The sequence below is a fragment of the Streptomyces endocoffeicus genome, from assembly GCF_016741935.1.
In the GTDB taxonomy this organism is placed as follows: domain Bacteria; phylum Actinomycetota; class Actinomycetes; order Streptomycetales; family Streptomycetaceae; genus Streptomyces; species Streptomyces endocoffeicus.
In genome coordinates this window covers 276,483-299,318 of sequence record NZ_JAERRG010000008.1, presented here as the reverse complement: position 1 = coordinate 299,318, position 22,836 = coordinate 276,483, and the positions used below count along the sequence as shown (strand labels likewise).

Here is a 22,836-nt window from a genome sequence, read left to right as displayed (position 1 = left end):
TGCGGCGGCCGGCAGCAGTTGCACCCGCTGCGGACGCCGTCCCGTGGTCGTCTCGTAGAAGCCGACCGGGTGACCGCTCTTCTCCATGACCACCAACACGTCGCTCCCGGCAGCCCTTGGCGCACCGGATCTGGTCAACCGGCTTGCGCCGAGCGGCAATCAGGGGATTCCGGGGGAGCGTCGCCGACGGGTTCTGCCGGCGTATCAACCGGGCAGCGCGGCGCAGGTGCTGGCGCCTTCCTTCTCCTCGGCGAGGAAGACGGTCTGGGCCATCATGCGGTAACTGCTCATGCTCTCGCGGAACGTCTCGATGGATTCCTCGGGATGTACCGAGTCGATTACGGCGTTCGGCCCGATCGCGTTGAACTGGTGGGAGACGCCTCGGGGGACCTGCATGTCGAGCCACGAGTTCTCGGGCACGATCAGGTTGTACCGGGTCCGTTGCACTCCGGGCGGGGTTCCGGGCAGGTCGTCCTCGAAGGCGTGCGGGACGAAGGGAGTCACTCCCGGTACGTCGCAGACGATGAACGGCGACAGGCTGGACACCCTGATCCGCGTGGCCGGCCCGGTCATCATGCGGACGAAGCGAAGTCCCGTGTGCAGATGCATCCGGGAACAGATGTCGCGCTCCTCGACGTCGTAGAAGTCCATGAGGTAGCGGTCGGCGAAGTATCCCTCGAAGGGCCTTTCCGTCATGTAGACATTGCCCTCTTCGAAACTCTGGGCACGCACGATGCCGTCCTCGTCAGGGCGCGTCGCGGTCTCGGTTCCGTGCGCCTGTCGCACGATGTTGGCCAGTTTCTCGACTATCGCGAGAGCGACCCCTTCCGGAAATTGCGCGAGAGGCGTGACACGATTGAGGTCCGGGTCCTCGAAAGTGACCAGGTCGTGCACCTCGTTCTCGTCGTCCGGCTGGTGCTTCATTGTGTCCATGGAAGACAATGCCCCACCTTTCACGTGCTGACTCTTTCTGCTCGGACGGCTGCCCACGGTCCTGAATTTACTCGCGGCGGAATAAGATATGAAGTGGCGCATTCCATTGACGGCTCACCGGCGAGCAATAGCCGGCGGCTCAACGCCATCCGCGGCCCGAGACGCCCCGCAGATCCCATACCTCCGGGGAGGTGAGCGTGGAGAGCGGGGCGGAGTCGCCGTCGACCGCGCCGGTGGAGCGCATCACGAGCTTCGGCAGGTGGATGTCCTGGCTCAGCCGGCCGCTGGGTCGTGTCAGGGAAAGCCCCAGCGACCCGAGGGACTGTTCACGGGCAGGGGCGAGGTCACGCACCCACATGGTCACCACCTTGCCCGGAACGGTTGCGACAGCCGTCTCGATCAGGTCGCGCCATACGTCGTCGTCGAGTGCCTCGCACTCCACGATCGTGGTCGGAGTGGGGCCGTCGTCCGTGTCGACCGCCGTCCGGTGGGCTATCAGGTAGCCGACCGTCCCCTGCGATTCCGCCACCAGGTGGAAGTACCGGGCCAGCGGATTCGCGTTCCGCCAGCGGAAGTACTCCTCATCACGGACCACGCGGACACTGCCACGCGTGTCGAGCTTGGCGGCCATCGCCGGCATCTCGGGGACGCTGTTCGCGAGGGGCGTGATCGTCGCTCCGGAGCGGGGGCCCCGAACGGCTTCCTGCGCGTCCCACGCCCCCTGCTCCCTCCCGGAGACCTCGCGCTCGGCGCTGGCGACGGGCCAGGGGCCGACCGCCGTCCAGCCGCTCATCAGCATGGCGGGCCCGGCCGGCTGGTCGCCGAAGTCGAGCAGCCATGGCACCTCGTCGGCTCGCAGCCGGTCCACGAGCCACCCCAGCATGCGCCCGAACAGTGGTCCGCCCCGGTGCGCCGGAGCCACCACGGTGTCAGCGAGGCACGGCAGCATCACCCTGCCGTGGCCGTCGACCTCCCAGTACGATCCGAAGACGCCGAGCATCCCGACGAGCTCGGATCCCTGCCATGCCAACGTGACGTAACGGTCGTCCAGGTAGGGGTTGTCCCCGAACTTCCAGTCGAAGTAAGCGGAGTTGCCCCTGGCGCCGCCCTGCCAGAGCATCTGCTGGAACTCGACCACCGCGTTCCGATGCCGCGGCGCGTACGCCGTGATCCGATAGTCACTCATGCCCGCACCACATCCACTGGCATTTCGCTGCCGCCGCCCTCTTCCAGTTTTTCGATCACGAACCGGCTGATGCTGCCGACGTTCTGGAACCGCTCCAGCGACAGATCCCGGGCGGTGACCTCTATGCCGAACTCCTCCTCCAGTACGACGAACATCCTGATAAACCCGACCGAGTCGATCAGGCCGGACTCGATCAGGTGGGTGTCGACCGTCACTCCATCGAGGAACAGTTTGTTCCGCAGACAGTCCAAAACCGTCTGCGCGACGTCTTGCCTATCGGGAGACACGTTCATTCTTCATTTCCTCCTGTCGTCGACGAATATTTGCCTGAGAGCCAGCAGGTCGGTCTTTCCGTTGACGTTCGTCGGCAGTGAGTCACACTCACGCCAGTGCGCAGGCAGCATGTACTGCGGCAGTTTCGCGGCCAGCGCGGTGCGCAGCCGGGTCACGTCCGGCCGCGCACCGGCCGCTGGTACGTATGCCGCACAGATCCGGTTCCCCTCGGCCTCAGGGGCCGGGATGCTGACCACGGCAGCGTCCCCCACATCAGACAGGGCGGTCAGTGCGGCCGCCACCTCGTCCAGTTCGACACGGTGACCACTCGACTTGATCTGTCGGTCCCCCCGACCGTGGAAGTGGAACTCGCCCCGGCCGTCCTGCCGAGCCAGGTCTCCGGTCCGGTACCAGCGCCTGCCGGAGCCCGCCGGCCACTCGGTGAACGAGCTGTCCGTCAGGGCGGGAGCGCGCCAGTAGGCTGGTGTGAGTCCGGCGCCGGAGATGTACAGATCACCGACGCTCCCCCGGTCGACGGGACGCATGTCGGCGTCCAGCACCTGGAAACGCTTCCCGGGTACCGGCGTGCCGATCGGAACCGGTCCCGCGTCCTCCCCCGGGATCTGCCGAAGCGTGTGGCAGCTCGCCACGATCGTCGTTTCCGTCGGGCCGTACATGTTCGTGAACCGCACGTGGGGCAGGCGTGTCATCCAGTACCGCAGGACGGGGAGCGGGACGACGTCACCTCCCCAGAAGATCCTCCGCAGTTCGGGGAAGTCCTCCTGAGAGACCACGTCCAGGCCGGCCATCGAGGTGAGGACCGACGGCACGGTGAGCCACTGGTTCAGACGTGCCCTTCTGATGAAGTCGGCGACCGTGCTCGGAAGCAGGTTGTCGCGCCCGGACATCAGGTGCAGTTCCGTCCCGGCGGACAGAGACCCGAAGACGTCCCAGAGGGATCCGTCGAAGCACAGTGGCAGCTGACACGAGATCCGGTCACCGGGACGCAGACCGAACTGCGAGTTCGCCCATGTGACGAAGTGCGCCACGTTGCCGTGGGTGAGAACCACGCCCTTCGGCAGCCCTGTGGAACCGGACGTGAACAGGATGTAGGCAGCCTGGTCACCGGCCGGGACCGGTGCGGGGGCGGAATCCTCGGCGGTCTCCTCTTCCCCGAGACGGAACACGCCCGTGAGGGCGGACGGGTCGAGCATGCCCGCCACGCGCCGCGCCACGGCCGAGCACTCATGGGCCACGAGCAGCCGACACGGCGTGCACTGTCGCACGACCGCCGCCAGACGCAAGTCCGGGCCGGTCTCGTCCAGAGGTACACACACTCCTCCGGCCTTCAGGATCCCGAGGATCGCGGCGATGGCCGGGGCCGACTTCGGAACCAGCAGACAGACCCGGTCGCCGGGGAGCAGACCGTCCGCGAGGAGGGCGTTGGCCACGCGGTTGGCGCGCCGCTCCAGCTCTCCGAACGTCAGGTGCCCGGTGGCGTCCACCACGGCGACGTCGTCCGGGCTGCGTTCGGCCCGGTCGGAGACCAGGCGTTCGAGGCGTTGCCCGGTGCCCGTCATCGCGGCCCGCTCGCGGTGTGCACCGTGCTCACCGACGCTCTCGCCCGCGCTCCGTTTCCGACGGAGCCCGTGAAGGCATCTCGGCCGACGGCCTTGAAGTACACCGTGTCGGCCACGGTCTCTCGCGCGATGAACGCCTCGTACGGCCTGACGGCGGCGGCCACGTCGTCCGGTACTTCGAAGTTCAGCTCGATCCGGTCGAGCAGCCGCAGCCCCGCGGCACGCCGGGCTTGCTGGGCGACTCTCACCAGGTCACGGGCCATGCCCTCGGCGGCCAATTCCTCTGTGACCCGGGTGTCGAGTACGACGAGACCGGCGCCGTTCGGCAGTACGGCCGATCCGGGGGTGTCGGCGACCAGGCGCTCGTCGATCTCCTCGGGCCGCATGGGTATCCCCGCCACACGGATGCCGCCGTCCGGCTCCCTGACCCAGGCCCCGGCCGCGACCGCGTCGATGACCTCCTGGGTACGGCTGCCCAGTCGGCGGCCGCAGGCCCGGGCGTTGACCGAGAGTTGGATCGTCCCGTAGGTGGTGGGGTCGGCGGCGAGAACGACCTCTTTGACGTTGGCCTGTTCACGGATCAGACCGGTCAAGGGTTCGAGGACGCCGTGGTCGTCACACGCGACGGTGAGTCTGGCCAGGGGCAGCCTGATCCGCAGGCCGTCCGCCCGGCGCAGGGCCAGTGTGGTCGAGACGATCTGCCGAGTCCGTTCCACGGCGGCTACGAGTGGATCGTCCGCCGGCAGTTCCGATTCGGCCGGCCAGTCGGTGAGGTGGACCGAGCGTTCGCCGGTCAGGCCCCGCCAGACGTGCTCGCTGATCATCGGCAGCAGCGGTGCCATCAGTCGGCACAGGATTTCCAGCACCGTGTGCAGCGTGTCGATCGCGTCGGTGTCACCGCCGGCGAACCGGGCCCGTGAACAGCGGATGTACCAGTTGGTGAGCGCGTCCAGGAAGTCGCGCATAAGCGCGCACGCGGCCGCCAGGTCGTGGCTTTCCATGGCCCGTGTGGTCTCGCCCACGAGCAGGCGGGTTCTGGCGAGAAGGTACCGGTCCAGCAGCTGTGTGCTCCCGCTGTGGCGGCGTCCCTCTCTTCCGGCGGTTCCGGCGTGCAGGGCGTGGAACGCCCAGGCGTTCCACAGCGGCATGACCGCCTGGCGCAGCGCCTCCTGGCTGTTTCGCTCGGTGACCACGAGGTCGCTGCCGCGCACGAGCGGTGAACTGAGCAACGACCAGCGCATCGCATCGGATCCGTCGCGGTCGAACACCGCGGGGATGTCCAGGTAGTTGTTGCGTGACTTGGACATCGCATGACCGTCGGTGCCCGTCACGACTCCGAGAACGGAGCAGCTGTCGAAGGCCGGGCGGTCGAAGAGCGCGGTGGCCAGGACGTGCATGTAGTAGAACCAGCCGCGCGTCTGGGCGTGGTATTCGACCACGAGGTCGCACGGGTTGTGGCGTTCGAACCATCCCGTGTTCTCGAACGGGTAGTGGACGTGGGCGAAGGGCATCGACCCCGTCTCGAACCAGCAGTCGAGGACTTCCGGGATCCTGCGCATTGTCGACCGTCCGGTCGGGTCGTCGGGATTGGGCCTGGTCAGCTCGTCGATGGCGGGGCGGTGCAGGTCGGACAGCTGCACTCCGAAATCCCGTCGCAGCTCCTCCAGCGAGCCGTACACGTCGGTCCTCGGAAAGGCGGGGTCGTCCGAGATCCAGACCGGCATCGGAGCACCCCAGTACCGGTTCCGGGAGATGTTCCAGTCGTGCGCGTTCTCCAGCCACTTGCCGAACAGGCCGTCGCGGACACGCTCCGGCGTCCAGGAGATCTGCTGGTTGAGTTCGAGCATTCTGCGGCGAATCCCGTCCACGGCCAGGAACCAGGACGGCACGGCGCGCTCGAGCAGCCGCGTCCCACATCGCCAGCAGTGCGGGCACCTGTGACGGTGCGTCGCGTGGCGCAGCACGGCACCGGACGCCTCCAGATCCCGCACGATGGCGGGGCTCGCATCGAGGACCGGCCGGCCGGCGTACGGTGCGACCTCGTCGGTGAACCGGCATCCCGCGTCGACGGGAAGCACCAGGGCGATACCGGCGGCCTCGGCGACGGCCTGGTCGGTCTCGCCGTAGGCGGGGGCGACGGGTACGAGTCCGGTTCCCTCATCGGTACTGACATCGCTCGCCGTGACCAGGCGGTGCGCGTTGTCGTGGTCGGCGAAGAAGTCGAAGGGCGGGGTGTAGCGCCGGTCCGCGAGATCGGCGCCGAGGGTCGTGGCCACGACGCGGTCGGCGACGTCCTCGCCCAGTTCGCGGGCGTAGTCCGACAGCCGGCTCGCGGCCAGCAGGTAGCGTTCGCCGCCGTGCTCGACCGTGACGTACTCGGCCTCGGGGTGCACCGCCACTGCGAGGGTGGACGGCAGCACCCACGGCGCGCGGGTCCACAGGAGAGCCAGCTCGCCGCTTTCCAGCCGCAGTCGCACGGTCAGTTCCGGGTCCCGTTGCTCGCGTCCGGTGTCCCTGTGGTCCATCGTGCCCTCGCTCTCGGAATCGGAGAGCGGTGTCTCACAGGATCCGCAGTACCAGGAGATCGAGTGTCCCTGGTAGATCAATCCCTTGTCCCACACCGTTTTGAAGGCCCACATGACACTTTCCATGTAGGTCAGGTCCATCGTCTTGCAGTCGTTGTCGAAATCCACCCAGCGCGCCTGGCGACTGACGTAGTCCCGCCACTCCTGCGTATGGCGCATGACGAAAGAACGGCAGGCCCGATTGAATGCGTCGACGCCCAACGACTCGATGTCCCGCTTGGAGGAGATACCGAGTTGCTTTTCCACTTCCATCTCGGAAGGCAGCCCGTGGCACGTCCAGCCGAAGCGGCGTTCGACGCGGTCACCCCGCATCGTCCGGTAACGCGAGACGGCGTCCTTGGCGTAACCGGCCAGCAGATGACCGTAGTGCGGGAGACCGTCAGCGAAGGGGGGTCCGTCGAGGAGCACAAACTCGCTTCCGCCGTCGGCATCGGTCCCGCGTGCCTCCACGCTCGCCCGGAAAGTCTGATCGCTCTCCCAGTATTCGAGGACTGCTCGTTCGACGCCGGGAAGGAACGGACGTGCGGGCACGCCTTCGCTCGGCTTCGTTTTCGAGTACCCCACCAGACACTCCTCGCGGTTTTCCCCGCATCGCGGACCCATTGCGGCCACATCGGCCGGATGGCCCTCACTCTAGGATTCGCGAGTAATTCTGCGGTCATTCCCACTTGCCTAAATCGATGACTCCCGAATTACCCGCCCCTGCCTAGGATCTGGCGTCGTGGACAGTCGATTCTTTCCCGCGCACGGGCCCGCCCGGAGTCTCACCTCCGCAACGTTGTTCATGACGATGGGCAACGGCGCCTTCATGACCTGCTCGGCCCTCTACTTCACCCAGGTCGTCGGATTGTCTCCGGCTCGGCTGGGGACCGGCCTGAGCATCGCGGGCCTGGTGGGACTACTGGCCGGGGTGCCGCTCGGCCACCTGGCGGACCGCAGGGGCCCGCGTGGGACGGCGGCTGCGCTGGTGGCCCTCAACGGTGTCGCGGCCAGCGGTTACCTCTTCGTCCGCTCCTTCGCCCAGTTCCTCCTCGTGGCCTGCGCGTTCGTCGTCCTCGAACGGGGCGGCCGGGCGGCCCTCCAGGCCACGCTCGCCGCCGTCCTGCGAGGGCCCGAACTGGTTCGCACCCGCGCCTACCTGCGTTCGGTCAACAACGCGGGCATCTCGCTCGGCGCGCTGTTCGCGGGGTTCGCGATACACATAGGCAGCGACAGCGCCTTCCGCGTCGTCCTGATCCTCGACGCGCTGAGCTTCCTCGTCTCCGCGCTCCTGCTCATGACCCTGCCCGCGACGGCTGCCGCACCCGCACCCGCTGCGGGAGAGCCACGACTGGCCGTGCTACGCGACCGCCCCTTCGCACTGATCACACTCATCAGCGTGGTGCTGTCCCTGTACGCGGTACTGCTCGAGATCGTGCTCCCCTTGTGGATCGTCCGGCACACGACCGCTCCCCCGTGGATCGTGACCCTGTTGTTCCTGATCAACACCGTGTGCGTGGTGTCGTTCCAAGTGCGCATCACGAAGGGGGTCGACAACCTGACCTCGGCCGTTGTGGCGTTCCGCCGCTCCGGAACGGTGCTCCTGCTGTGCTGCCTGCTGTTCGCGGTGTCGTCGACGGGCTCGTCACTCGTGTCCGGCCTGCTGCTGGTCGGCGGCGGCGTCGTCCACGTCTACGGCGAGATGGTGCTGTCCGCCGCGGCCTGGGTGGTGAGCTACGAACTCGCCCCACCGGACAAGCAAGGTCAGTATCAGGGCTTCTTCTTCACCGGCTACGCCGCTTCCATGATGATCGCGCCGGTGCTTCTCACGTCTCTGCTCATCGAGTACGGAACGCCCGGCTGGCTGATCCTCGGCGCAGCCTTCTTCCTGGCCTCACTGGTCATGGGCCCCGCTGTCCGCTGGGCAGCGCGGACCCGCGCGCAGTACTTCGGTTCCTCCCCCCTGCCGTCGACCCCCCTGAAGGGTGTCTCGTGAACACAGACGCCGACCTTCCGAACTACCCGATCACCCGCGTCGGTTGCCCATTCGACCCGCCGGATGCCTATGTCGCGTGGAGCAGGGCCGGCGGCCTGCGCAAGATCCGCCTGTGGAACGGACGCGAGGCATGGGTGGCGACTCGCTACGAGGACGTCCGTGCCGTCCTGAGCGACCCACGCATCAGCAGCGACGGAGCCCGGGACGACATGCCCACGGTCTCGCCGGCCTCGCAGGTCGCGACACCGCTGCGAGCCTCCTTCAACCGGATGGACGATCCCGGTCACACGCGGCTGCGGAGCATGGTCGCCCGTGACTTCTCGGCCAGGCGGACGGCGGCGCTGCGTCCCCGCATCCAGCAGCTGGCCGACGACCTCATCGACACGATGACACGCAACGGCTCGCCCGCCGATCTGATGGCCGAGTTCGCCCTCCCCTTCCCCTCTCTGGTCATATCGCTGATGCTCGGGATCCCCTACGAGGAGCATGACTTCTTCCAGTCGCGCAGCATCGCGCTGCTGGACACCCACTCCTCGGCCGAACAGGTCGCACGGACGGGTGAGGAGATGCGCGGCTTCCTGCGCGAGTTGACGAAGGTCAAGGAGCGCCGGCCCGAGGACGACATCATCAGCCGGCTGGTCGGCGAGCAGCTGGCTGCCGGTCACATCAGCCGGGACGAGCTGGCCGATCTCGCCCTGCTGTTGCTGATCTCGGGGCACGAGGCGACGACGAACATGATCGGACTCAGTGTCCTGGCGCTGCTCGACGATCCCGTCCAGTCGGGCATGCTGCGGGACACGGACGACCCTGCGGTCGAGGCCGCCGCCGTCGAGGAGTTGCTGCGGTTCCTTTCGGCGGCCGACGCCGGATTCGCGCGCGTGGTGACCGAGGACGTCGAGATCGGCGGCCAGTTGCTGCGCGCGGGCGACGGGGTGTTCGTCGCTCTCTCCGCGGCCAACCGTGACGGCACGGTGTTCGACGCCGCGGAGACGCTGGACCTCGGCCGCACCGCTCGCCACCACCTGGCGTTCGGCTACGGCAGCCACCAGTGTCTGGGGCAGAGCCTGGTTCGCGCGGAACTCCAGACGGCGTTGACCACTGTGCTGCGCCGGCTGCCGAAGCTCCGGCTCGCCGTGCCTGCCGACGAGATCGACTTCGCTCACATGGGCACGTTCGGGCCGGTCGAACTCCCCGTCCTGTGGTGAGCGTAAATGATCCGGGGTTGATCGGTCATGAGTGCGGGCCCGACCTTCCTTTCGAAGGTCGGGCCCGCACCCCTTTTGCCGGAGGGCCGCTGCTCAGCCCTCTGCGTCAGCCTGTCACGACAGGTAGGCGGCCATCCGGTCGAGCGCCGCTCGGGTCGTTTCCGCGCCGCGGACGAAGGTCGTCCGTATCCAGCGGTCACCGTCCTCCGGCCGCCCGAAGAAGGGTGTTCCCGGCGCGACGAGCACGCCTGCCGAGACGGCCAGCGCGCGTGAGAGCTCCCGCGCGGACCAGCCGAGGGCCTCGGTGCCGGCGAAGACGAACCAGCCCCCTTCCGGCGGGCTCACGGTGAATCCGAGCGAGGAGAGGCCGGCCACGAGTTCGTCCCTCTGCTGCTGGAACAGCAGGCGACCGTCCAGGACGTCGGATGCCGTCAGCGCCTGGGCGCCGGCCTGCAAGGGGTGGTTGGTGCCAACCGTGGTGTGTTCGTGAATCGTGCGCAGTACCGTCGTGGTCTCCGGATCGGCGATGCAGTATCCGATGCGCCACCCCGTCATCTGAAGCTTCTTGGACAGGCTTCCGACCACGATGCTGTCCGGGCGGGCCCTCGGCATGGCCAGCGGGGACAGGTGGCGGCGCCCGTCGAAGACCGTGCAGTCGTAGACCTCGTCGGTGATGCAGACGATGCCCTGTTCAGCGCAGATGTCCATGAGAAGACGGAGTTCATGGGAGTCGAAGACCCGGCCGGTCGGGTTGTGCGGTGTGTTCAGCACGACGGCACGGGTGCGCGGCGACAGTACGCGCACCACCGCGGCCTCGGTCAACCGCCAGTCCGGGGCCTCCAGCCGGACGGCGCGCGGCACCGCTCCGGCCAGCTCGACGACGCCCGGGTAGAGCTCGAAGTAGGGCTCGAGCAGGAGGACCTCGTCACCGGGGTCGGTGACGGCGAGGAGCGCCGTCAGCAGACCTTCCGTGGCGCCTACCGTCACCGTCACCTCGGTGTCCGGGTCCACGACCACACCGTGTGTCCGGAAGGCGTCTGCCGCGATGAGAGCGCGCAGTTCGGGCAGCCCTGCCGGGTCGGCGTACTGGTGCAAGCCGCGGCGCAGTGCCGACACGGCCGCTTCCACGACGGCGGCAGGCGGGTCTCCCGGGGGGATGCCGAGCGCGATGTCCAGCGCTCCCGTTCCGGACAGGCGCTGAAGGCCGGCCAGCTCCATGGGAGAGACCGCCTGCGCTCGCAGGGACGGCTTCACCGCGGTGCCGCTGCGGAGGTGATCTCGTAGTACGCGAAGCGGAACATGGTGTTGGGCACCGACTGGACCCGCCGGCACGTCAGCCCCGCCGCTTCGATCACCTTCAGCCAGGGTTCCCGGCGCTGTGGGAAACCCTGTTCGGTGAGGGCGTGCACCAGGAAGAAGTCCGCGTCCTCGGCGTCCCGGAACAGTTCGGGCTCGGCGAGCACCAGTACGCTTCCCGGCTTGCTGCTGAGCAGCTCCGAGTACGCGCGCAGCAGTTCGACCACGGCCGCCTCGCCGTCCCGGAAGTGCTCGTGCACCGCGCCGACGGCGATGAAGAGGTCGCATTCCCGGGCCGCCGCGGGCCACTCCTGGGGCACGAAGGCGTCACCGACGACGAAGGACACCCGGTCCTGGAGCCCTTCCTCCGCTGCCCGCTTCGAGGCGAGCGCGACGGCGTCCTCGGCGATGTCCAGACCCACCGCCCGCAGTCGCGGATCCTCGCGGCACAGGTCGAGCACCATCCCGCCGGTCCCGCAGCCGAGGTCCAGGACCCGCTCGGCGCGGTACCTTCCGATCAGCTCGCGGACCACGTTCATACCGACGCTGCGGAACAGCACCTCGCAGCGGCGGCCGAGCGCCTCGGTGTCACGTGCCACGTCGGATCCGTAGTGCAGTCGGCCGGTGGCAAGTCCCTCGATGTTGCTCAGCACCGGGCCGTAGGCTTCCGCGTAGTAGCCGATCACCGCCTCGGGGACCTCGCCGAGCAGCGAGCCGCCGTGCGCCGTCAGCCGCCAGGAGTCCTCCTGCGACTCGGCCAGGCCACGGACCTCCGCGAAGTGCAGGAGGTTGCGCACGAGCTCGGTGTACCCGCCCGGCGGTACCAGCTCCTTGAGAGGCGTCCATTCGGCCGACAGCCGCTCGGCCACCCCCGACCGCGCCAGTCCCAGCACGGTGTTGCACAGCACGTACGACGAGGCCAGTTCCCTGGCGCCGGTCGCGGCCACCGACTTCCACTCCTCCTGCACCGACGCGTCGACCACCTCGACCGACTCGACCGACTCGACCTTGTTGGACATGTCACTCCTGTCGTTGAGCGTGCTGATGAATGTGTGTCACGGGCGGCGCCCGTGGTCTCACAGCCGCGCGCGCACGGCCTGTCCCGCCTTGCGGGTGTCGAGCGGTCCGCCGAGGTCGGGCGTGGTCTCCCCCTCCGTGACGGCCCGGGCGACCGCATGCCGCAGAGCAGCGGCCTCGGCGGTGTGTCCGAGGTCGGCGAGGAGGAGCCCGGCGCTGAGGATGGCGCCGATCGGGTTGGCGACCTGCTTGCCCGCGATGTCGGGCGCACTGCCGTGGACCGGTTCGTAGAGGCCGAAGCCGCGTTCCGGGTTGAGGTTGGCCGAGGCCGCCGTGCCGATTCCGCCGGCGACAGCTGACGCGACGTCACTGAGAATGTCGCCGTAGGAGTTGTTGGTCACGATCACGTCGAAGGTGGTGGGATCGGTGACCATCCGCATCGCGGCGGCGTCGACGTACATGTGCCGGGTCGCCATATCCGGATGGCGCGCCGCGGCCGTTCTCCAGCAGCGCTGCCACAGGCCGCCGCCGTGCTCCACCGCGTTCGCCTTGTCGACCATGCAGACCTCTCGGCGGGCGACGGAGAACGCGTGGTCGACGACCCGAGCCGTGCCCCGGTGGGTGCTGAGATCGATGTCGAGCGCGATCTCGTGTCCCCCTCCGGGACGGAGCGAGCCCCCCAGGCCCGTGTAGAGACCTTCGGTGTTCTCCCTGATGACGACGCAGTCCACTGCCCGGGCGCGATCACGCCGAAGGGGACTGAGGCGGTCACTGAGGAGCTTCGCCGGGCGGTAGTTCACGTAGAGGTCCAGGTCGAAGCGGAGACGGAGCAGGACGCCTCTGCCATACGCCGGCGACCCGACCCGGGGGTCGCCGATCGCCCCCAGCAACGCCGAGCGGCTGGAGGCCACCCGTGCGACGTCCTCGTCGGAGAGCGCCACGTCCGTGCGGAGATAGGTGTCGGCGTTGACGTGGTCGAGGAAGTCGAAGTCCAGGCCCAGCCGGAACTCGTCCAGCGTCAGTACGGCCTGCTCCACCACCTCGGGGCCGATCCCGTCCCCGGGAATGACGGCGATCCTTGTCATGTCCGGCTCCTCAGGACTGTTCCGTGGGGAACAGCGCCGACCCGGGCGTGAGCGCGGGCAGCCAGTGCGGGCGGGTCCTCTCGTGACGGGCGATGGCGTCCTGCCTCGTGAGGGTGGCCGTGATGTCGTCGTGTCCGGCGAGCAGCAACCGTCGTGCCCGGGCGTCGATGTCGAAGGCCCAGCTCTGTTCGCCGGCCGACACCCGGCACTCCACCAGATCCAGCGTGGTCTCGAACGCGGCGTCACGCTCGGCGCGTTCGAGCAGCGACGCGACGGCCCGATCCGGCAGTGCGACGGCGAGCAGGCCGTTCTTGAGAGCGTTGCGGCAGAAGATGTCGCCGAAGCTCGGGGCGATGACGGCCGCGACGCCCCAGTCCCGCAGCGCCCATACGGCGTGTTCGCGCGAACTGCCGGTGGCGAAGTGGGCGCCCGCCAACAGCACGGTCGCACCGGCCCGTTCGGGCTGTTCGAGTACGAAGTCGGGGTCCGTTCGCCATCTGGCGAACAGCGCGTCCGCATAGCCGGTCCGGCGCACGCTCCGGCAGTACTCGCTGGGGATGATCTGGTCGGTGTCCACGTTGCTGCGGCGCAGCGGAAGACACCTTCCGGTGTGGCTTCTCAGCGGTTCCACGGTTCTCCTCAAGGAAGGTCTGCGGGCAGTGCCAGCCGGCCGGTGACCGCTGTGGCGGCGGCGATGGCAGGAGACACCAGATGGGTCCTCGCCCGCGGTCCCTGCCTGCCCTCGTAATTGCGGTTGCTGGTCGAGGCGCAGCGCTGCCTGCCGGGGAGCCGGTCGGTGTTCATACCGAGGCACATGGAACAGCCCGGCAGGCGCCACTCGGCCCCCGCGTCGGCGAAGACCTCGTGCAGCCCCTCTCGTTCGGCACGGACGCGGACGTCCATGGAGCCGGGCACCACCAGTACGCGTACGCCGTCGAGGACCCGGCGGCCGCGCAGTACCTCCGCCGCCGCCCTCAGGTCGTCGAGCCGGCCGTTGGTGCAGGAACCGATGAAGACCGTGTCGATACCGATCTCCCGCATCGGTGTGCCGGGGGCGAGGTCCATGTAGTCGAGGGCGCGTCGTGCCGCTGCCCGCTCATCGGGGTCGGTGAAGGCCGCGGGATCGGGCACTGTGCCCGCGAGGGGCACGGCCTGGCCGGGGTTGGTGCCCCAGGTCACCCACGGGGTCAGGCCCGAGACGTCGACGGTCACCGTGCGGTCGAAGACGGCACCGGGGTCGCTGGTCAGGGCGCGCCAGTGGGCGACCGCTTCCTCCCTGGCCGGCCCCGCGGGACTGCCGGGCCGATCCGATAGGTAGGCGAAGGTCGTCTCGTCAGGGGCGATCAGCCCGGCCCTGGCCCCTGCCTCCACGCTGAGGTTGCACATCGTCATGCGGCTCTCCATGGAGAGCGAGCGCACCGCGTCGCCCCGGTACTCCACGATGTGGCCGTGCGCACCGTTGGCGCCGATCTGCGTGATGAGGGCCAGCATCAGGTCCTTGGCGGTGACGCCGTCGGTCGGGGACCCGCTGAACTCCACCAGCATCGTCCGAGGCTTCTGCACGGCCACGGTCTGGGTGGCGAGGACGTGTTCGACGTCGCTCGTCCCCACACCGAAGGCGAGAGCACCGAACGCGCCGTGCGTGGACGTGTGGCTGTCTCCGCACACCACGGTCATCCCGGGCTGGACCAGGCCGAGTTCCGGGCCGACGACGTGTACGACACCCTGCCGGCGGTGGCCGTGCGGGAACAGGGCGATGCCGTGGTCGGCGCAGTTGCGGCGCAGGGCCTCCAGCTGCTCCCGGCTGAGGGCGTCGGAGACGGTCAGCGAGTCGGTCGGTACGTTGTGGTCCTCGACCGCCAGCGTCAGGTCCGGCCGGCGGACCGTACGGCCGCTCAGCCGCAGACCTTCGAACGCCTGCGGCGAGGTCGCCTCGTGGACGAGGTGCAGGTCGACGTAGAGCAGATCGGGCCCGTCCGGCTCCGTGCACACGACGGCGTCGCGCCAGAGCTTGTCGATGATCGTCGCCGGAGCCCCGCTCATACCCCGACTCCGGTACCGCGCGTCACGCCGAGCCGGCTCGCCAGCCGGTCGCGCAGTACGTCCAGCTCGTCGCACTCCCCGTTCGGCCGGTCGGCGATGTACTCCTGGTACAGCTCGGCCACCAGGTCGTCGTCGGCCGGCACCGCCAACTGCGACAGGAGATGCCGCAGGATCGACCGCCCGGAGTGCCTGCCGACGAGCAGGGACCTTCGGCGCCCGAAGCTCTCGGGCCTGATGAACTCGTATGTGACGGGGTTCTGCAACATGGCGGCCTGGTGGATGCCCGCTTGTGTGGCGAACGAGTTCGTTCCGAAGATGGCCTTGTTGCGTGGGCGGTCCAGCGAGATCGCGTCGGCGAGGAGCTCGAATGCCTCGTCGAGGAGTTCGGTGCGGACACCGGTGTCCATGCCGAGTTCGGTGCCCTTGTACGACAGCACCGCCGCCAGCTCCTCCAGCGCGGTGTTGCCGGAACGCTCACCGATGCCCGCGAGCGTGGCCTGGACCTCGTCGGCCCCGGCCGCGAGGCCGGCCAGCGCGTTGGCCAGCGAGAGCCCGAGATCGTCGTGGCAGTGCGTCGCGAGCACGATGTCGTCGGGGACGCAGGCACGCACCGCCGCCATCAGTTCACCGAACTCCTGCGGAACCGCGAAGCCGGTGGTGTCGGCGAGGGTCACGGCGGTCGCCCCGGCCTCGACCGCGGTGCCGACCAGTGCGCGGATCCACTCGTGCTCTCCGCGGCTCGCGTCCTCGACGGCGAGGTTGATGTCGACGGCACCCAGTGACCGGGCGAACCGGACGGAGTCATCGATCTCACGGAGGCCCTCGGCCCGGGTGATGCCACGCTTGTGGCGCAGGTGGATGTCGCTGCCGGTGCAGCAGACCTGCACCTGGTGACGCGGGTTGTCCCCGGCAGCCTCCATCGACAGTTGGATGTCCTCGCGCGAGCAGCGGTTGAATGTCGCGAAACCGGCTTTGGTGAGGGACTTCGAGATCAGCTGGGTGGCTTTGAAGTCGGACGGTGACGAACCGGGGTAGCCGGTCTCGACCGTGTCGACTCCGATCTCCTCCAGCTTCAGCGCGAGAGAAAGCTTCTGCTCGGGGGACATCGCGTTACCCGGGGCCTGTTCCCCGTCACGGAGTGTCGCATCGAAAACGCGTATTCGGCGCATTGTCCTACCGCCGTTCGGGTCGGTTACCTGTTCGAGTACGGAGGTACGTCGGTCGTGTGCTGACCTGCCTGGGCCCGTTGCTCCTGGACGAGGCCGGCAAGCCGGTCCAGGCCGGTCCGGATCTGCTCGTGCCGCAGGGTGCTGAACGACAGGCGGATCTGGTGGGAGTAGGGACGGCCGGCGTAGAAGTGGTGCATGGGGGTCCAGATCACCCGGTGCCGCCGTGCCGAATGCTCCAGCAGGGCGTCGTCGGTGCGGAACGGCACGGTCAGGACCAGGAAGAAGCCGCCGTCGGGTGTGTTCCAGGAAACCCCGGAGCCCGGCGGGAACCGTTGTTCCAGACCCTGAAGCAGCACCTTGCGGTTACCGCGGTACAGCTCCGCCTCGCGCGCGGTGGCCCGGACCAGCGTGTGCTCGTTCTCCAGCAGTCTGCCTGCGACAACCGCCTGTGCCACGGGTGAGGTGTTCACCGTCAGCATGCTCTTGATCTTCGCGAGCTGGTCGGCGAACAGCCCGACTCGCCGTCCGCCGCCGTCGGTGACTTCCTGGTCGGCCACAACGAACCCGACCCGGGCGCCGGGCATGACCGTCTTCGCGAACGAGCCGAGGTAGACCACGCGTCGGTCGGTGTCGAGGGACTTGAGGGTAGGCGGGCGGGACGTGCCTGCGGGGAAGAGACCGTAGGGGTTGTCCTCCAGCAGCAGCAGATCGTGCTCCTTGGCGAGGTCGAGGAGCCGGCGTCTGGTGTCCGTGCGGAGACTGACCCCCAGGGGATTGGAGAAGTCGGGGATCACGTAGCAGGCCCGGGGACGCAGCCCGTCGTCCCTCGCCCGCAGCACGGTGCGGACGAGGTCGTCGAGGTCCACTCCGTCGTCCCCGGAACGCACCGGCAGCACCGGCATGTCGGCCAGTCGCGCGGCTCCGTTGAAACCAAGGTAGGTGGGTGAGACGGCGAGGACCGCGTCCCGGGAACTCGTCCGCAGTGCGCGCAGCACCAGGAACATGGCTTCCTGGCAGCCCACGGTGATCACGACGGCTTCCGGGTCCGGCTCGAAGCCTTCGTCGACCGCCAGGTTCCTGGTGACCACGTCGTGGATGACGCCTTTGGTACGGCCGTACTGGAAGAGCAGCCGCCGTACCTCCTCGTCCGACCAGCCGCGTACGGCGCTCAAGTGCTCACAGAAGACCCGCAGGTGGCGATGGACCTGCTCGGCTTCGAAGAAGTTCTCGTACGGGCGGCCGGCGGCGAAGGAGAGCGCCTCGGGGTACCGCTGCGCCACCTCGTTGAGCAGGTTCATCGAGTCCGACATAGGGTCGGTGAGCGAGCCGTGGAGGTCCTCCAGGCAGAGGCCCGCCGGTCCGCCGGTGCCGATGTACGGTCCGGACTCCGCCGTGGTGGTCATCGCGCGGTTCCCTCGTCCGTCACGCGCGCGCCGGCCGTCGTCCTGACGGGAAGCTGCCGGGCCGCCGTGAGGTCGCCGCATCCGGCGAGTGCCATCGCCTCCTCCAGCTCGGTGTGCAGCAGGCGCAGCGCGGCCGAGGCGCCGTCCTGCCCGCCCGCGGCCAATCCCCACAGGGCGGGCCGGCCCACCAGCACGCCCGTGGCGCCCAGAGCGAGCGCCTTGAGCACATCCGCACCGCTGCGGATCCCGCCGTCCATCAGCACGGGGCAGCGGTCGTCCACGGCCCGGACGACGCCGGGCAGGGCGCTGATGCTGGGCAGGGCGCCGTCGAGCTGGCGCCCGCCGTGATTCGAGACCACGATCGCGTCGGCCCCGGCGTCGACCGCCCTGGTCCCGTCGCCGGGGTCCATGATCCCCTTGATGATCAGCGGGAGACCGGTCCGGGCGCGGATCCATGCCAGGTCTGCCCAGCTCAGTGTCGGATCCAGGGTTTCGGCGGTGTGCGCCGTCACGGCCGAGGCGCCGGGCCGGGCGGCGTGAGCGGTAGAACCTCGGCCGTCGGCAGCGGATGTCTCCAAGTTCGCGGCGGTCACGGTGCCGGGCAGCGCGAAGGCGTTGCGCATGTCGCGCAGCCGGCGGCCCATGCGCGGAACGTCCACCGTGAGGACGAGGGCACGACAACCCGCTGCCTCGGCGCGCTCGATCAGTTCCCCGGTGCGGGCCCGGTCGCGCAACCAGTAGAGCTGGAACCAGGTTTCGGCACCGACGCCGGCGATCTCCTCCACCGTGTGGCTGCTGAGCATGCTCGCGACGTAGACCACCCCGGCGGAACGGGCCGCGCGGGCCAGGGCGAGTTCGCCGTCCGGGTGGACGAGTCGCTGGTAGGCCATGGGAGCGACCGCGAGCGGCGCGCTCACCGGGCTACCGAGCATCTCGCCCGCGCAGTCGCCGCGGGTGACGCCGGTCAGGGCGCGGGGCACCAGGCATATCCCGCTCAGGGCGGTGCGGTTGGCCGCCAGCGTCGACTCGCCGCCGCTGCCGCCGTCGATGAAGTCCCACACGTGGCCGGGAAGCGCCCGGGAAGCGGCGTGCGCGACGTCATCGATGTCGAACAGCCTCTCGGTGTCATACGCCGGTGCGCTCACGAGAGCGCCCCCGACTTGGCCCGCTCGGCTTCGACCGCCTCGTACAGGGCCTTGATGTTGCTGCTGCCGAAGGTGTTCGCTCCCAGCCGTTCGATGATCTCCAGGAAGAACGTGCGGCGTGGGTGGGCGGACTGCGTGAAGATCTGGAACAGCTGCCCTCCGTGATCCTCGTCCGCCAGCACGTTCAGACGCCGCAGTTCCTCGATCGAGTGCCCGGCCGGAGTCAGCCGGTCGCCGAGCAGGTCGTAGTAGGAGCCCGGGGTGGTCAGGAACTCCACGCCCCGGTCGGCCAGCGTCGCGACCGTGTCCACGATGTCCTCGGTCCGGAACGCGATGTGCTGTACGCCCGCACCGAGGTGACTGTCCAGGAACGCGTCGATCTGTCCACGGTCGGCGGTGGGATCGGGTTCCAACAGCGTCAGCGTGACCGTGCACGAGGAGTTCTGCACCACCTGGGAGCGCATCGACTGGGTGCCTACGCTGATCTTCTCCTCGAAGACCAGGCCGAGCCCGAGGGCCGCCTCGTAGAACGCCCTCGCGGCGTCCAGGTTGCCGGCCTCCAGGCAGACCGCGAAGTGGTCGATGTCGAGCAGTGCCGCACCGACGTGCTCGGAGGGTACTGCGGTGTCCGGGAACCCGGGGAGGAAGAAGGTGTCGTCGTCGGGAGCCTGCACGAAGGTGTGCCGGACGTCGCCGATCCCGTGTATCACGGCCGTCAGACCGCCGCGGGAGCCTTCCAGCCGGCGCGGCTGGGCCAGCGGCCTGGCTCCGGCCTCCACCGCCCTGTCGAACGCGGCCCGTACGTCGGCGGTGCGCACGGCGATGTCGGCGACACCGTCGCCGTGCGCCGTGACATAGGCGTGGGCGGGGTGCAGCTTTGACCGCGGCTCGGTGACGACGAGGGCGATGTCGCCCTGGCGAAGTGCGATGGAGAAGTGGTCACTCGGCCCGTCCGGCGCACCCGAGGTCGCGACGGCGGTGAATCCGTACGTGTCAGCGAGCCGGTCGGCCTGCTCCTGAGCGTCGGCGACGTAGAACTCCACGTGGCTGAGGTTGAGTTCGGGCAGCCTGGAGGTACGGGAATTTCGAGCCATGGGGAACTCCTTAGAATCAGCTGCTCCACGTCACCGGGCAGTACGCCGGGTCACCGTAGTCAGGTGCTCCCTGCGGGGTCCGGCGGACCAGGAAGTCGTGGTTGTACGAGGCCGCTTCGCCGTTGGGCAGGATGTAACGCCGGTAGGCGTTCTCGCCGTCCTGGAAATGCAGGGAAATGGCACGCCTCGGCATCGTCGACCGATTGGGGCCACTCCCGTGATACGTGTGGTTGTGGTGGAAGCTGACATGACCCTTCGGAATGGTCATGGGCACCTTTCGTACCGCAGCTCCGTTGAACTTCGCGTTCCTCTCCAGGATCGCTTCGAGGTCGTTCCGGCCGCGGTCGGCGAAGTGCAGCGACGTGACGTTCGCTTCGCTCTCCTCCTGCCACCGGTTGCTGCCGTCGATCATGGTGATGGTGCCCATGCGCTCATCGCAGTCGTGGAAGGGGATGAAGGCGGTGAGCATCCGCTCGGACGTCGACGTCGCCCAGTAGTCCCGGTCGAAGTGCCATGGGACGACATTGCTGTCCTCGTCCGGCCGCGGCGGCTTGTAGATGAGCGTGGACTGGAAGATCCGGATCTCACCCGCTCCGCTGAGCCGTGCTGCCACCGCGCCTATCAGGGGCTTGCGCAGGATCGCGCCGATGGCGGCGCTTTCGTAGTGGATGTAGTCGTTGTGCCGCTGGATCGGCCCGTCGTGTCGCTGCCAGTAGGCGAGGCGCGGGGGCCGGTGGGGCAGCGGGTTGTCGACATGGCCGGCGTAGAAGCGTTCGCTCACCGTCTCCAGCCGTTCCACCTCTTCATCGCTGAAGAGCTTCTTCGACAGGTACCACCCGTGCTCCGCGTAGAACTCGACGTCCTGCTCGGAAGGGAGAAGTTCGGCCTCGGCCTCGGTCAGTTCGAATTTCCTGATGCTTGTCGTCATGCTGGGCCCGTCCACGCTGTTGTGCCGGTCAAATCGGCCAGTTCTGCTTCGGCAATGCGGTTGAGCTCGTGCCAGACCCGCTCGACGTCGTCCCTGACCGTTCGGATGTTGCCGATGGACAGCCTCAGCACGTAGCCGTCACGGATGACGGCATGCGACAGGAACGCCGTGCCGGAGGCGTTGACCTTCCTGAGGATTCGCGCGTTCAGCGCATCGATGATCTCGCGTTTCCGGGCTTCGGAAAGGCGGGGATCCGCGTGTACGACCTCTGGTTCGTAACGCAGGCACACCAAGGGGTACGCCGACGGTGCCGGGCACGTCCAGTCGAAGTGACGGGAGGCGCATTGCCTGAGCCAGTCCGCCATTTCGACGGAACGGTCGAGCCGGGAGGCGAGGCCCGCGCGCCCGAATGTCCTGATGACCCACCACACCTTCAGCGCTCTGAATCCGCGACCGAGTTGCGGTGACAGATCCATGAAGTCCGACGTTTCACCGTCGTGACCGGAGTTGAGGTATTCGGGCACCAGCCGGAAGGTGCGCGCCAGTGCCCCCCGGCGACGGCAGTAGAGCGCGGTCGAGTCCAGCGGCACGAACAGGGTCTTTTGCGGATTGACCACCATCGAGTCGCCGACCGCCAAGTCCTCCAGGGCGCCGGCCAGCGAAGGCGCGATGCGGAAGAGGCCCCCGTACGCGGCGTCGACATGGAGCCAGACACCGTGCCTGCCGCACACCTCCGCGATGCGTTCGAGGGGGTCCGCGGCGCCCACGGCCGTGGTTCCCACCGTGGCCACCACGGCGAGCGGTCGGAACCCTGCGGCGAGGTCATGCCGGATCGCCTCGTCGAGGAGGTCCGGCCGCATGCGGTACTCCTCGTCGGACGGCACCTTCACCACGTTGGCGAGTCCCGTCCCGAGGGTGATCGCCGCCTTGTCGACGGAGCTGTGCGCCTGGTCCGAGGCGTAGATCCGCAGCGTGGGTGCGCCGGGACCGCCCGTTCCCCGTTCCCTGACATCGAAGTCGAGGGCGTGGTCCCGTGCGGCCGCCAGGGCGTAGAGGTTGGCCAGTGAAGCGCCGGTGACCAGCAGGCCGTCGGCGTCCTCCGGGTAGCCGGTCATGGTCGCGAGCCAGCGCAGCACCACCAGTTCGAGCGCGGAGGCGGCCGGACTCGTCTGCCACAGCATGGAATTGACGTTGAGCGCCGCAGTCAGTGTCTCGGCCAGAACACCGGGCAGGCTGGCGGACGTGGGGAAATAGGCGTGGAAGGAGGGATGGTTCCACTGCACGAGCCCGGGGACGACCTTTTCCCGCGTATCGGCAAGGACACGCTCAAAGCTTTCACCGGCTTCGGGCAGTTCCGCCTCCAACGCGGATTTTTGTTCCCGCGGATCCCGGGGTACGGCCACCGGAACATCCCGGATCTTCTCGAAATGGCCGCGGATCAAGGAGATGACTTCACGGCCGTGCTTCTCGAAGAGATCGAGTTCCCAGTCTCCGACCTGCTCGGGAATCTCCCCGTCCCGGTTGTCAGGAAGTGGTGCCGACAGCATCGACGTCCACCGGGAGCTCGTCGAAGTAGGTGATTTCACGCCGCCCGGCACAGTACCGGTCGTAGAAGTCGGTGAGAAGCAATTCCTCGTTCTTGATGAACACTTCGTGCTCGGCCCGGCTGCGCCAGGTGTACATCATCCATATCTCGCCGGGCCTGCTCCGACGTTGGAAGAACCGGCCGTGCTCGCACCAGCCCGGGTCCACGTGGGCGGCCGGCCCGACGATATCGTCCATCTTCTGCATGAGTTCCAGCGACTGTCCGGCGAACTGTTCCTTGAGTCGCCACGTCTCGATCACTGTCACCATTTTTCCAGCACCTCCCTGCGTCATTTCCTGCAAGCAGACCATACGCTTCAGCCGCCGGCCTGTGA

General features: G+C 68.3%; 19 protein-coding genes. 2 read left to right on the top strand and 17 right to left on the bottom strand.

From position 1 onward, the window contains the following. Nucleotides 1–204: 204 nt before the first annotated feature. The 5 genes from JK364_RS21790 to ileS all read right to left on the bottom strand — a co-directional run bounded on the left by JK364_RS21790 (nucleotide 205) and on the right by ileS (nucleotide 7,121). Nucleotides 205–990, bottom strand: coding sequence for a hypothetical protein (locus JK364_RS21790; protein ID WP_307841348.1), 786 nt, complete (start codon nucleotides 988–990; stop codon nucleotides 205–207). An 82-nt stretch (nucleotides 991–1,072) separates the two neighbouring features. Beyond that, complete coding sequence (locus JK364_RS21785) at nucleotides 1,073–2,119, bottom strand: GNAT family N-acetyltransferase (RefSeq protein ID WP_201852810.1); 1,047 nt, start codon at nucleotides 2,117–2,119, stop codon at nucleotides 1,073–1,075. Further along, complete coding sequence (locus tag JK364_RS21780) at nucleotides 2,116–2,412, bottom strand: acyl carrier protein (protein ID WP_201852809.1); 297 nt, start codon at nucleotides 2,410–2,412, stop codon at nucleotides 2,116–2,118. Before JK364_RS21780 ends, JK364_RS21785 begins: the two co-directional genes overlap by 4 nt. 3 nt (nucleotides 2,413–2,415) lie before the next feature. Continuing rightward, the gene (locus JK364_RS21775) at nucleotides 2,416–3,972 is read right to left on the bottom strand and encodes an amino acid adenylation domain-containing protein (protein WP_201852808.1); all 1,557 of its coding nucleotides are present in this window, start codon (nucleotides 3,970–3,972) and stop codon (nucleotides 2,416–2,418) included. Next, nucleotides 3,969–7,121: an isoleucine--tRNA ligase gene (ileS, locus tag JK364_RS21770; protein WP_307841347.1), complete on the bottom strand. Its 3,153-nt coding sequence runs from the start codon at nucleotides 7,119–7,121 to the stop codon at nucleotides 3,969–3,971. The genes JK364_RS21775 and ileS overlap by 4 nt, the downstream gene beginning before the upstream one ends. A 157-nt stretch (nucleotides 7,122–7,278) precedes the next feature. On the opposite strand from ileS, the gene JK364_RS21765 reads away from it, so the two are divergent. Both JK364_RS21765 and JK364_RS21760 read left to right on the top strand, forming a co-directional pair. Further along, nucleotides 7,279–8,532, top strand: coding sequence for an MFS transporter (locus JK364_RS21765; protein WP_307841346.1), 1,254 nt, complete (start codon nucleotides 7,279–7,281; stop codon nucleotides 8,530–8,532). After that, nucleotides 8,529–9,737, top strand: coding sequence for a cytochrome P450 (locus tag JK364_RS21760; RefSeq protein WP_201852806.1), 1,209 nt, complete (start codon nucleotides 8,529–8,531; stop codon nucleotides 9,735–9,737). The genes JK364_RS21765 and JK364_RS21760 overlap by 4 nt, the downstream gene beginning before the upstream one ends. Before the next feature lie 114 nt (nucleotides 9,738–9,851). On the opposite strand, the gene JK364_RS21755 is transcribed toward JK364_RS21760, so the two are convergent. Genes JK364_RS21755 through JK364_RS21700 form a run of 12 tightly spaced genes read right to left on the bottom strand, consistent with a single transcriptional unit; the run spans nucleotide 9,852 to nucleotide 22,771 of the window. After that, entirely contained in the window at nucleotides 9,852–10,955 is a 1,104-nt protein-coding gene (locus tag JK364_RS21755; protein WP_201852805.1) for a pyridoxal phosphate-dependent aminotransferase, read from the bottom strand. A gap of 32 nt (nucleotides 10,956–10,987) precedes the next feature. Next, nucleotides 10,988–12,052 (bottom strand): SAM-dependent methyltransferase, encoded by a 1,065-nt coding sequence (locus JK364_RS21750; protein ID WP_201852804.1) that lies wholly within the window; start codon nucleotides 12,050–12,052, stop codon nucleotides 10,988–10,990. A gap of 57 nt (nucleotides 12,053–12,109) precedes the next feature. After that, the gene (locus JK364_RS21745) at nucleotides 12,110–13,135 is read right to left on the bottom strand and encodes an isocitrate/isopropylmalate dehydrogenase family protein (protein WP_201852803.1); all 1,026 of its coding nucleotides are present in this window, start codon (nucleotides 13,133–13,135) and stop codon (nucleotides 12,110–12,112) included. A 10-nt stretch (nucleotides 13,136–13,145) separates the two neighbouring features. Continuing rightward, complete coding sequence (gene leuD / locus JK364_RS21740) at nucleotides 13,146–13,766, bottom strand: 3-isopropylmalate dehydratase small subunit (protein WP_201852802.1); 621 nt, start codon at nucleotides 13,764–13,766, stop codon at nucleotides 13,146–13,148. Between the two features lie 8 nt (nucleotides 13,767–13,774). After that, nucleotides 13,775–15,178, bottom strand: coding sequence for a 3-isopropylmalate dehydratase large subunit (leuC, locus tag JK364_RS21735; RefSeq protein WP_201852801.1), 1,404 nt, complete (start codon nucleotides 15,176–15,178; stop codon nucleotides 13,775–13,777). Continuing rightward, a complete protein-coding gene (locus JK364_RS21730) occupies nucleotides 15,175–16,347 on the bottom strand; it encodes a LeuA family protein (protein WP_201852800.1) in 1,173 nt (390 codons plus the stop codon). The genes leuC and JK364_RS21730 overlap by 4 nt, the downstream gene beginning before the upstream one ends. Nucleotides 16,348–16,370: 23 nt before the next feature. Continuing rightward, nucleotides 16,371–17,750 carry an aminotransferase-like domain-containing protein gene (locus tag JK364_RS21725; RefSeq protein ID WP_201852799.1) on the bottom strand — a complete coding sequence of 460 codons (1,380 nt, stop codon included), beginning with the start codon at nucleotides 17,748–17,750 and terminating at the stop codon, nucleotides 16,371–16,373. Further along, nucleotides 17,747–18,895, bottom strand: coding sequence for an alpha-hydroxy acid oxidase (locus JK364_RS21720; RefSeq protein WP_307841345.1), 1,149 nt, complete (start codon nucleotides 18,893–18,895; stop codon nucleotides 17,747–17,749). The genes JK364_RS21725 and JK364_RS21720 overlap by 4 nt, the downstream gene beginning before the upstream one ends. Beyond that, a complete protein-coding gene (gene hppD, locus JK364_RS21715; protein WP_201852798.1) occupies nucleotides 18,892–19,989 on the bottom strand; it encodes a 4-hydroxyphenylpyruvate dioxygenase in 1,098 nt (365 codons plus the stop codon). Before hppD ends, JK364_RS21720 begins: the two co-directional genes overlap by 4 nt. A 16-nt stretch (nucleotides 19,990–20,005) precedes the next feature. Next, entirely contained in the window at nucleotides 20,006–20,917 is a 912-nt protein-coding gene (locus tag JK364_RS21710; protein ID WP_201852797.1) for a phytanoyl-CoA dioxygenase family protein, read from the bottom strand. Continuing rightward, nucleotides 20,914–22,464 carry a pyridoxal phosphate-dependent decarboxylase family protein gene (locus JK364_RS21705; RefSeq protein ID WP_201852796.1) on the bottom strand — a complete coding sequence of 517 codons (1,551 nt, stop codon included), beginning with the start codon at nucleotides 22,462–22,464 and terminating at the stop codon, nucleotides 20,914–20,916. The genes JK364_RS21710 and JK364_RS21705 overlap by 4 nt, the downstream gene beginning before the upstream one ends. After that, a complete protein-coding gene (locus JK364_RS21700) occupies nucleotides 22,442–22,771 on the bottom strand; it encodes a hypothetical protein (RefSeq protein WP_201852795.1) in 330 nt (109 codons plus the stop codon). Before JK364_RS21700 ends, JK364_RS21705 begins: the two co-directional genes overlap by 23 nt. Between the last annotated feature and the right edge of the window lie 65 nt (nucleotides 22,772–22,836).

Coding starts and splice junctions, on each gene's coding strand:
- JK364_RS21775 (WP_201852808.1), bottom strand. CDS start 3,972: ATGACGGGCACCGGGCAACGCCTCGAACGCCTGGTCTCCGACCGGGCC.
- JK364_RS21750 (WP_201852804.1), bottom strand. CDS start 12,052: ATGTCCAACAAGGTCGAGTCGGTCGAGTCGGTCGAGGTGGTCGACGCG.
- JK364_RS21710 (WP_201852797.1), bottom strand. CDS start 20,917: ATGACGACAAGCATCAGGAAATTCGAACTGACCGAGGCCGAGGCCGAA.
- JK364_RS21755 (WP_201852805.1), bottom strand. CDS start 10,955: ATGGAGCTGGCCGGCCTTCAGCGCCTGTCCGGAACGGGAGCGCTGGAC.
- leuC (WP_201852801.1), bottom strand. CDS start 15,178: ATGAGCGGGGCTCCGGCGACGATCATCGACAAGCTCTGGCGCGACGCC.
- JK364_RS21780 (WP_201852809.1), bottom strand. CDS start 2,412: ATGAACGTGTCTCCCGATAGGCAAGACGTCGCGCAGACGGTTTTGGAC.
- JK364_RS21705 (WP_201852796.1), bottom strand. CDS start 22,464: ATGCTGTCGGCACCACTTCCTGACAACCGGGACGGGGAGATTCCCGAG.
- JK364_RS21745 (WP_201852803.1), bottom strand. CDS start 13,135: ATGACAAGGATCGCCGTCATTCCCGGGGACGGGATCGGCCCCGAGGTG.
- JK364_RS21730 (WP_201852800.1), bottom strand. CDS start 16,347: ATGCGCCGAATACGCGTTTTCGATGCGACACTCCGTGACGGGGAACAG.
- JK364_RS21785 (WP_201852810.1), bottom strand. CDS start 2,119: ATGAGTGACTATCGGATCACGGCGTACGCGCCGCGGCATCGGAACGCG.
- JK364_RS21725 (WP_201852799.1), bottom strand. CDS start 17,750: ATGACCACCACGGCGGAGTCCGGACCGTACATCGGCACCGGCGGACCG.
- JK364_RS21700 (WP_201852795.1), bottom strand. CDS start 22,771: ATGGTGACAGTGATCGAGACGTGGCGACTCAAGGAACAGTTCGCCGGA.
- hppD (WP_201852798.1), bottom strand. CDS start 19,989: ATGGCTCGAAATTCCCGTACCTCCAGGCTGCCCGAACTCAACCTCAGC.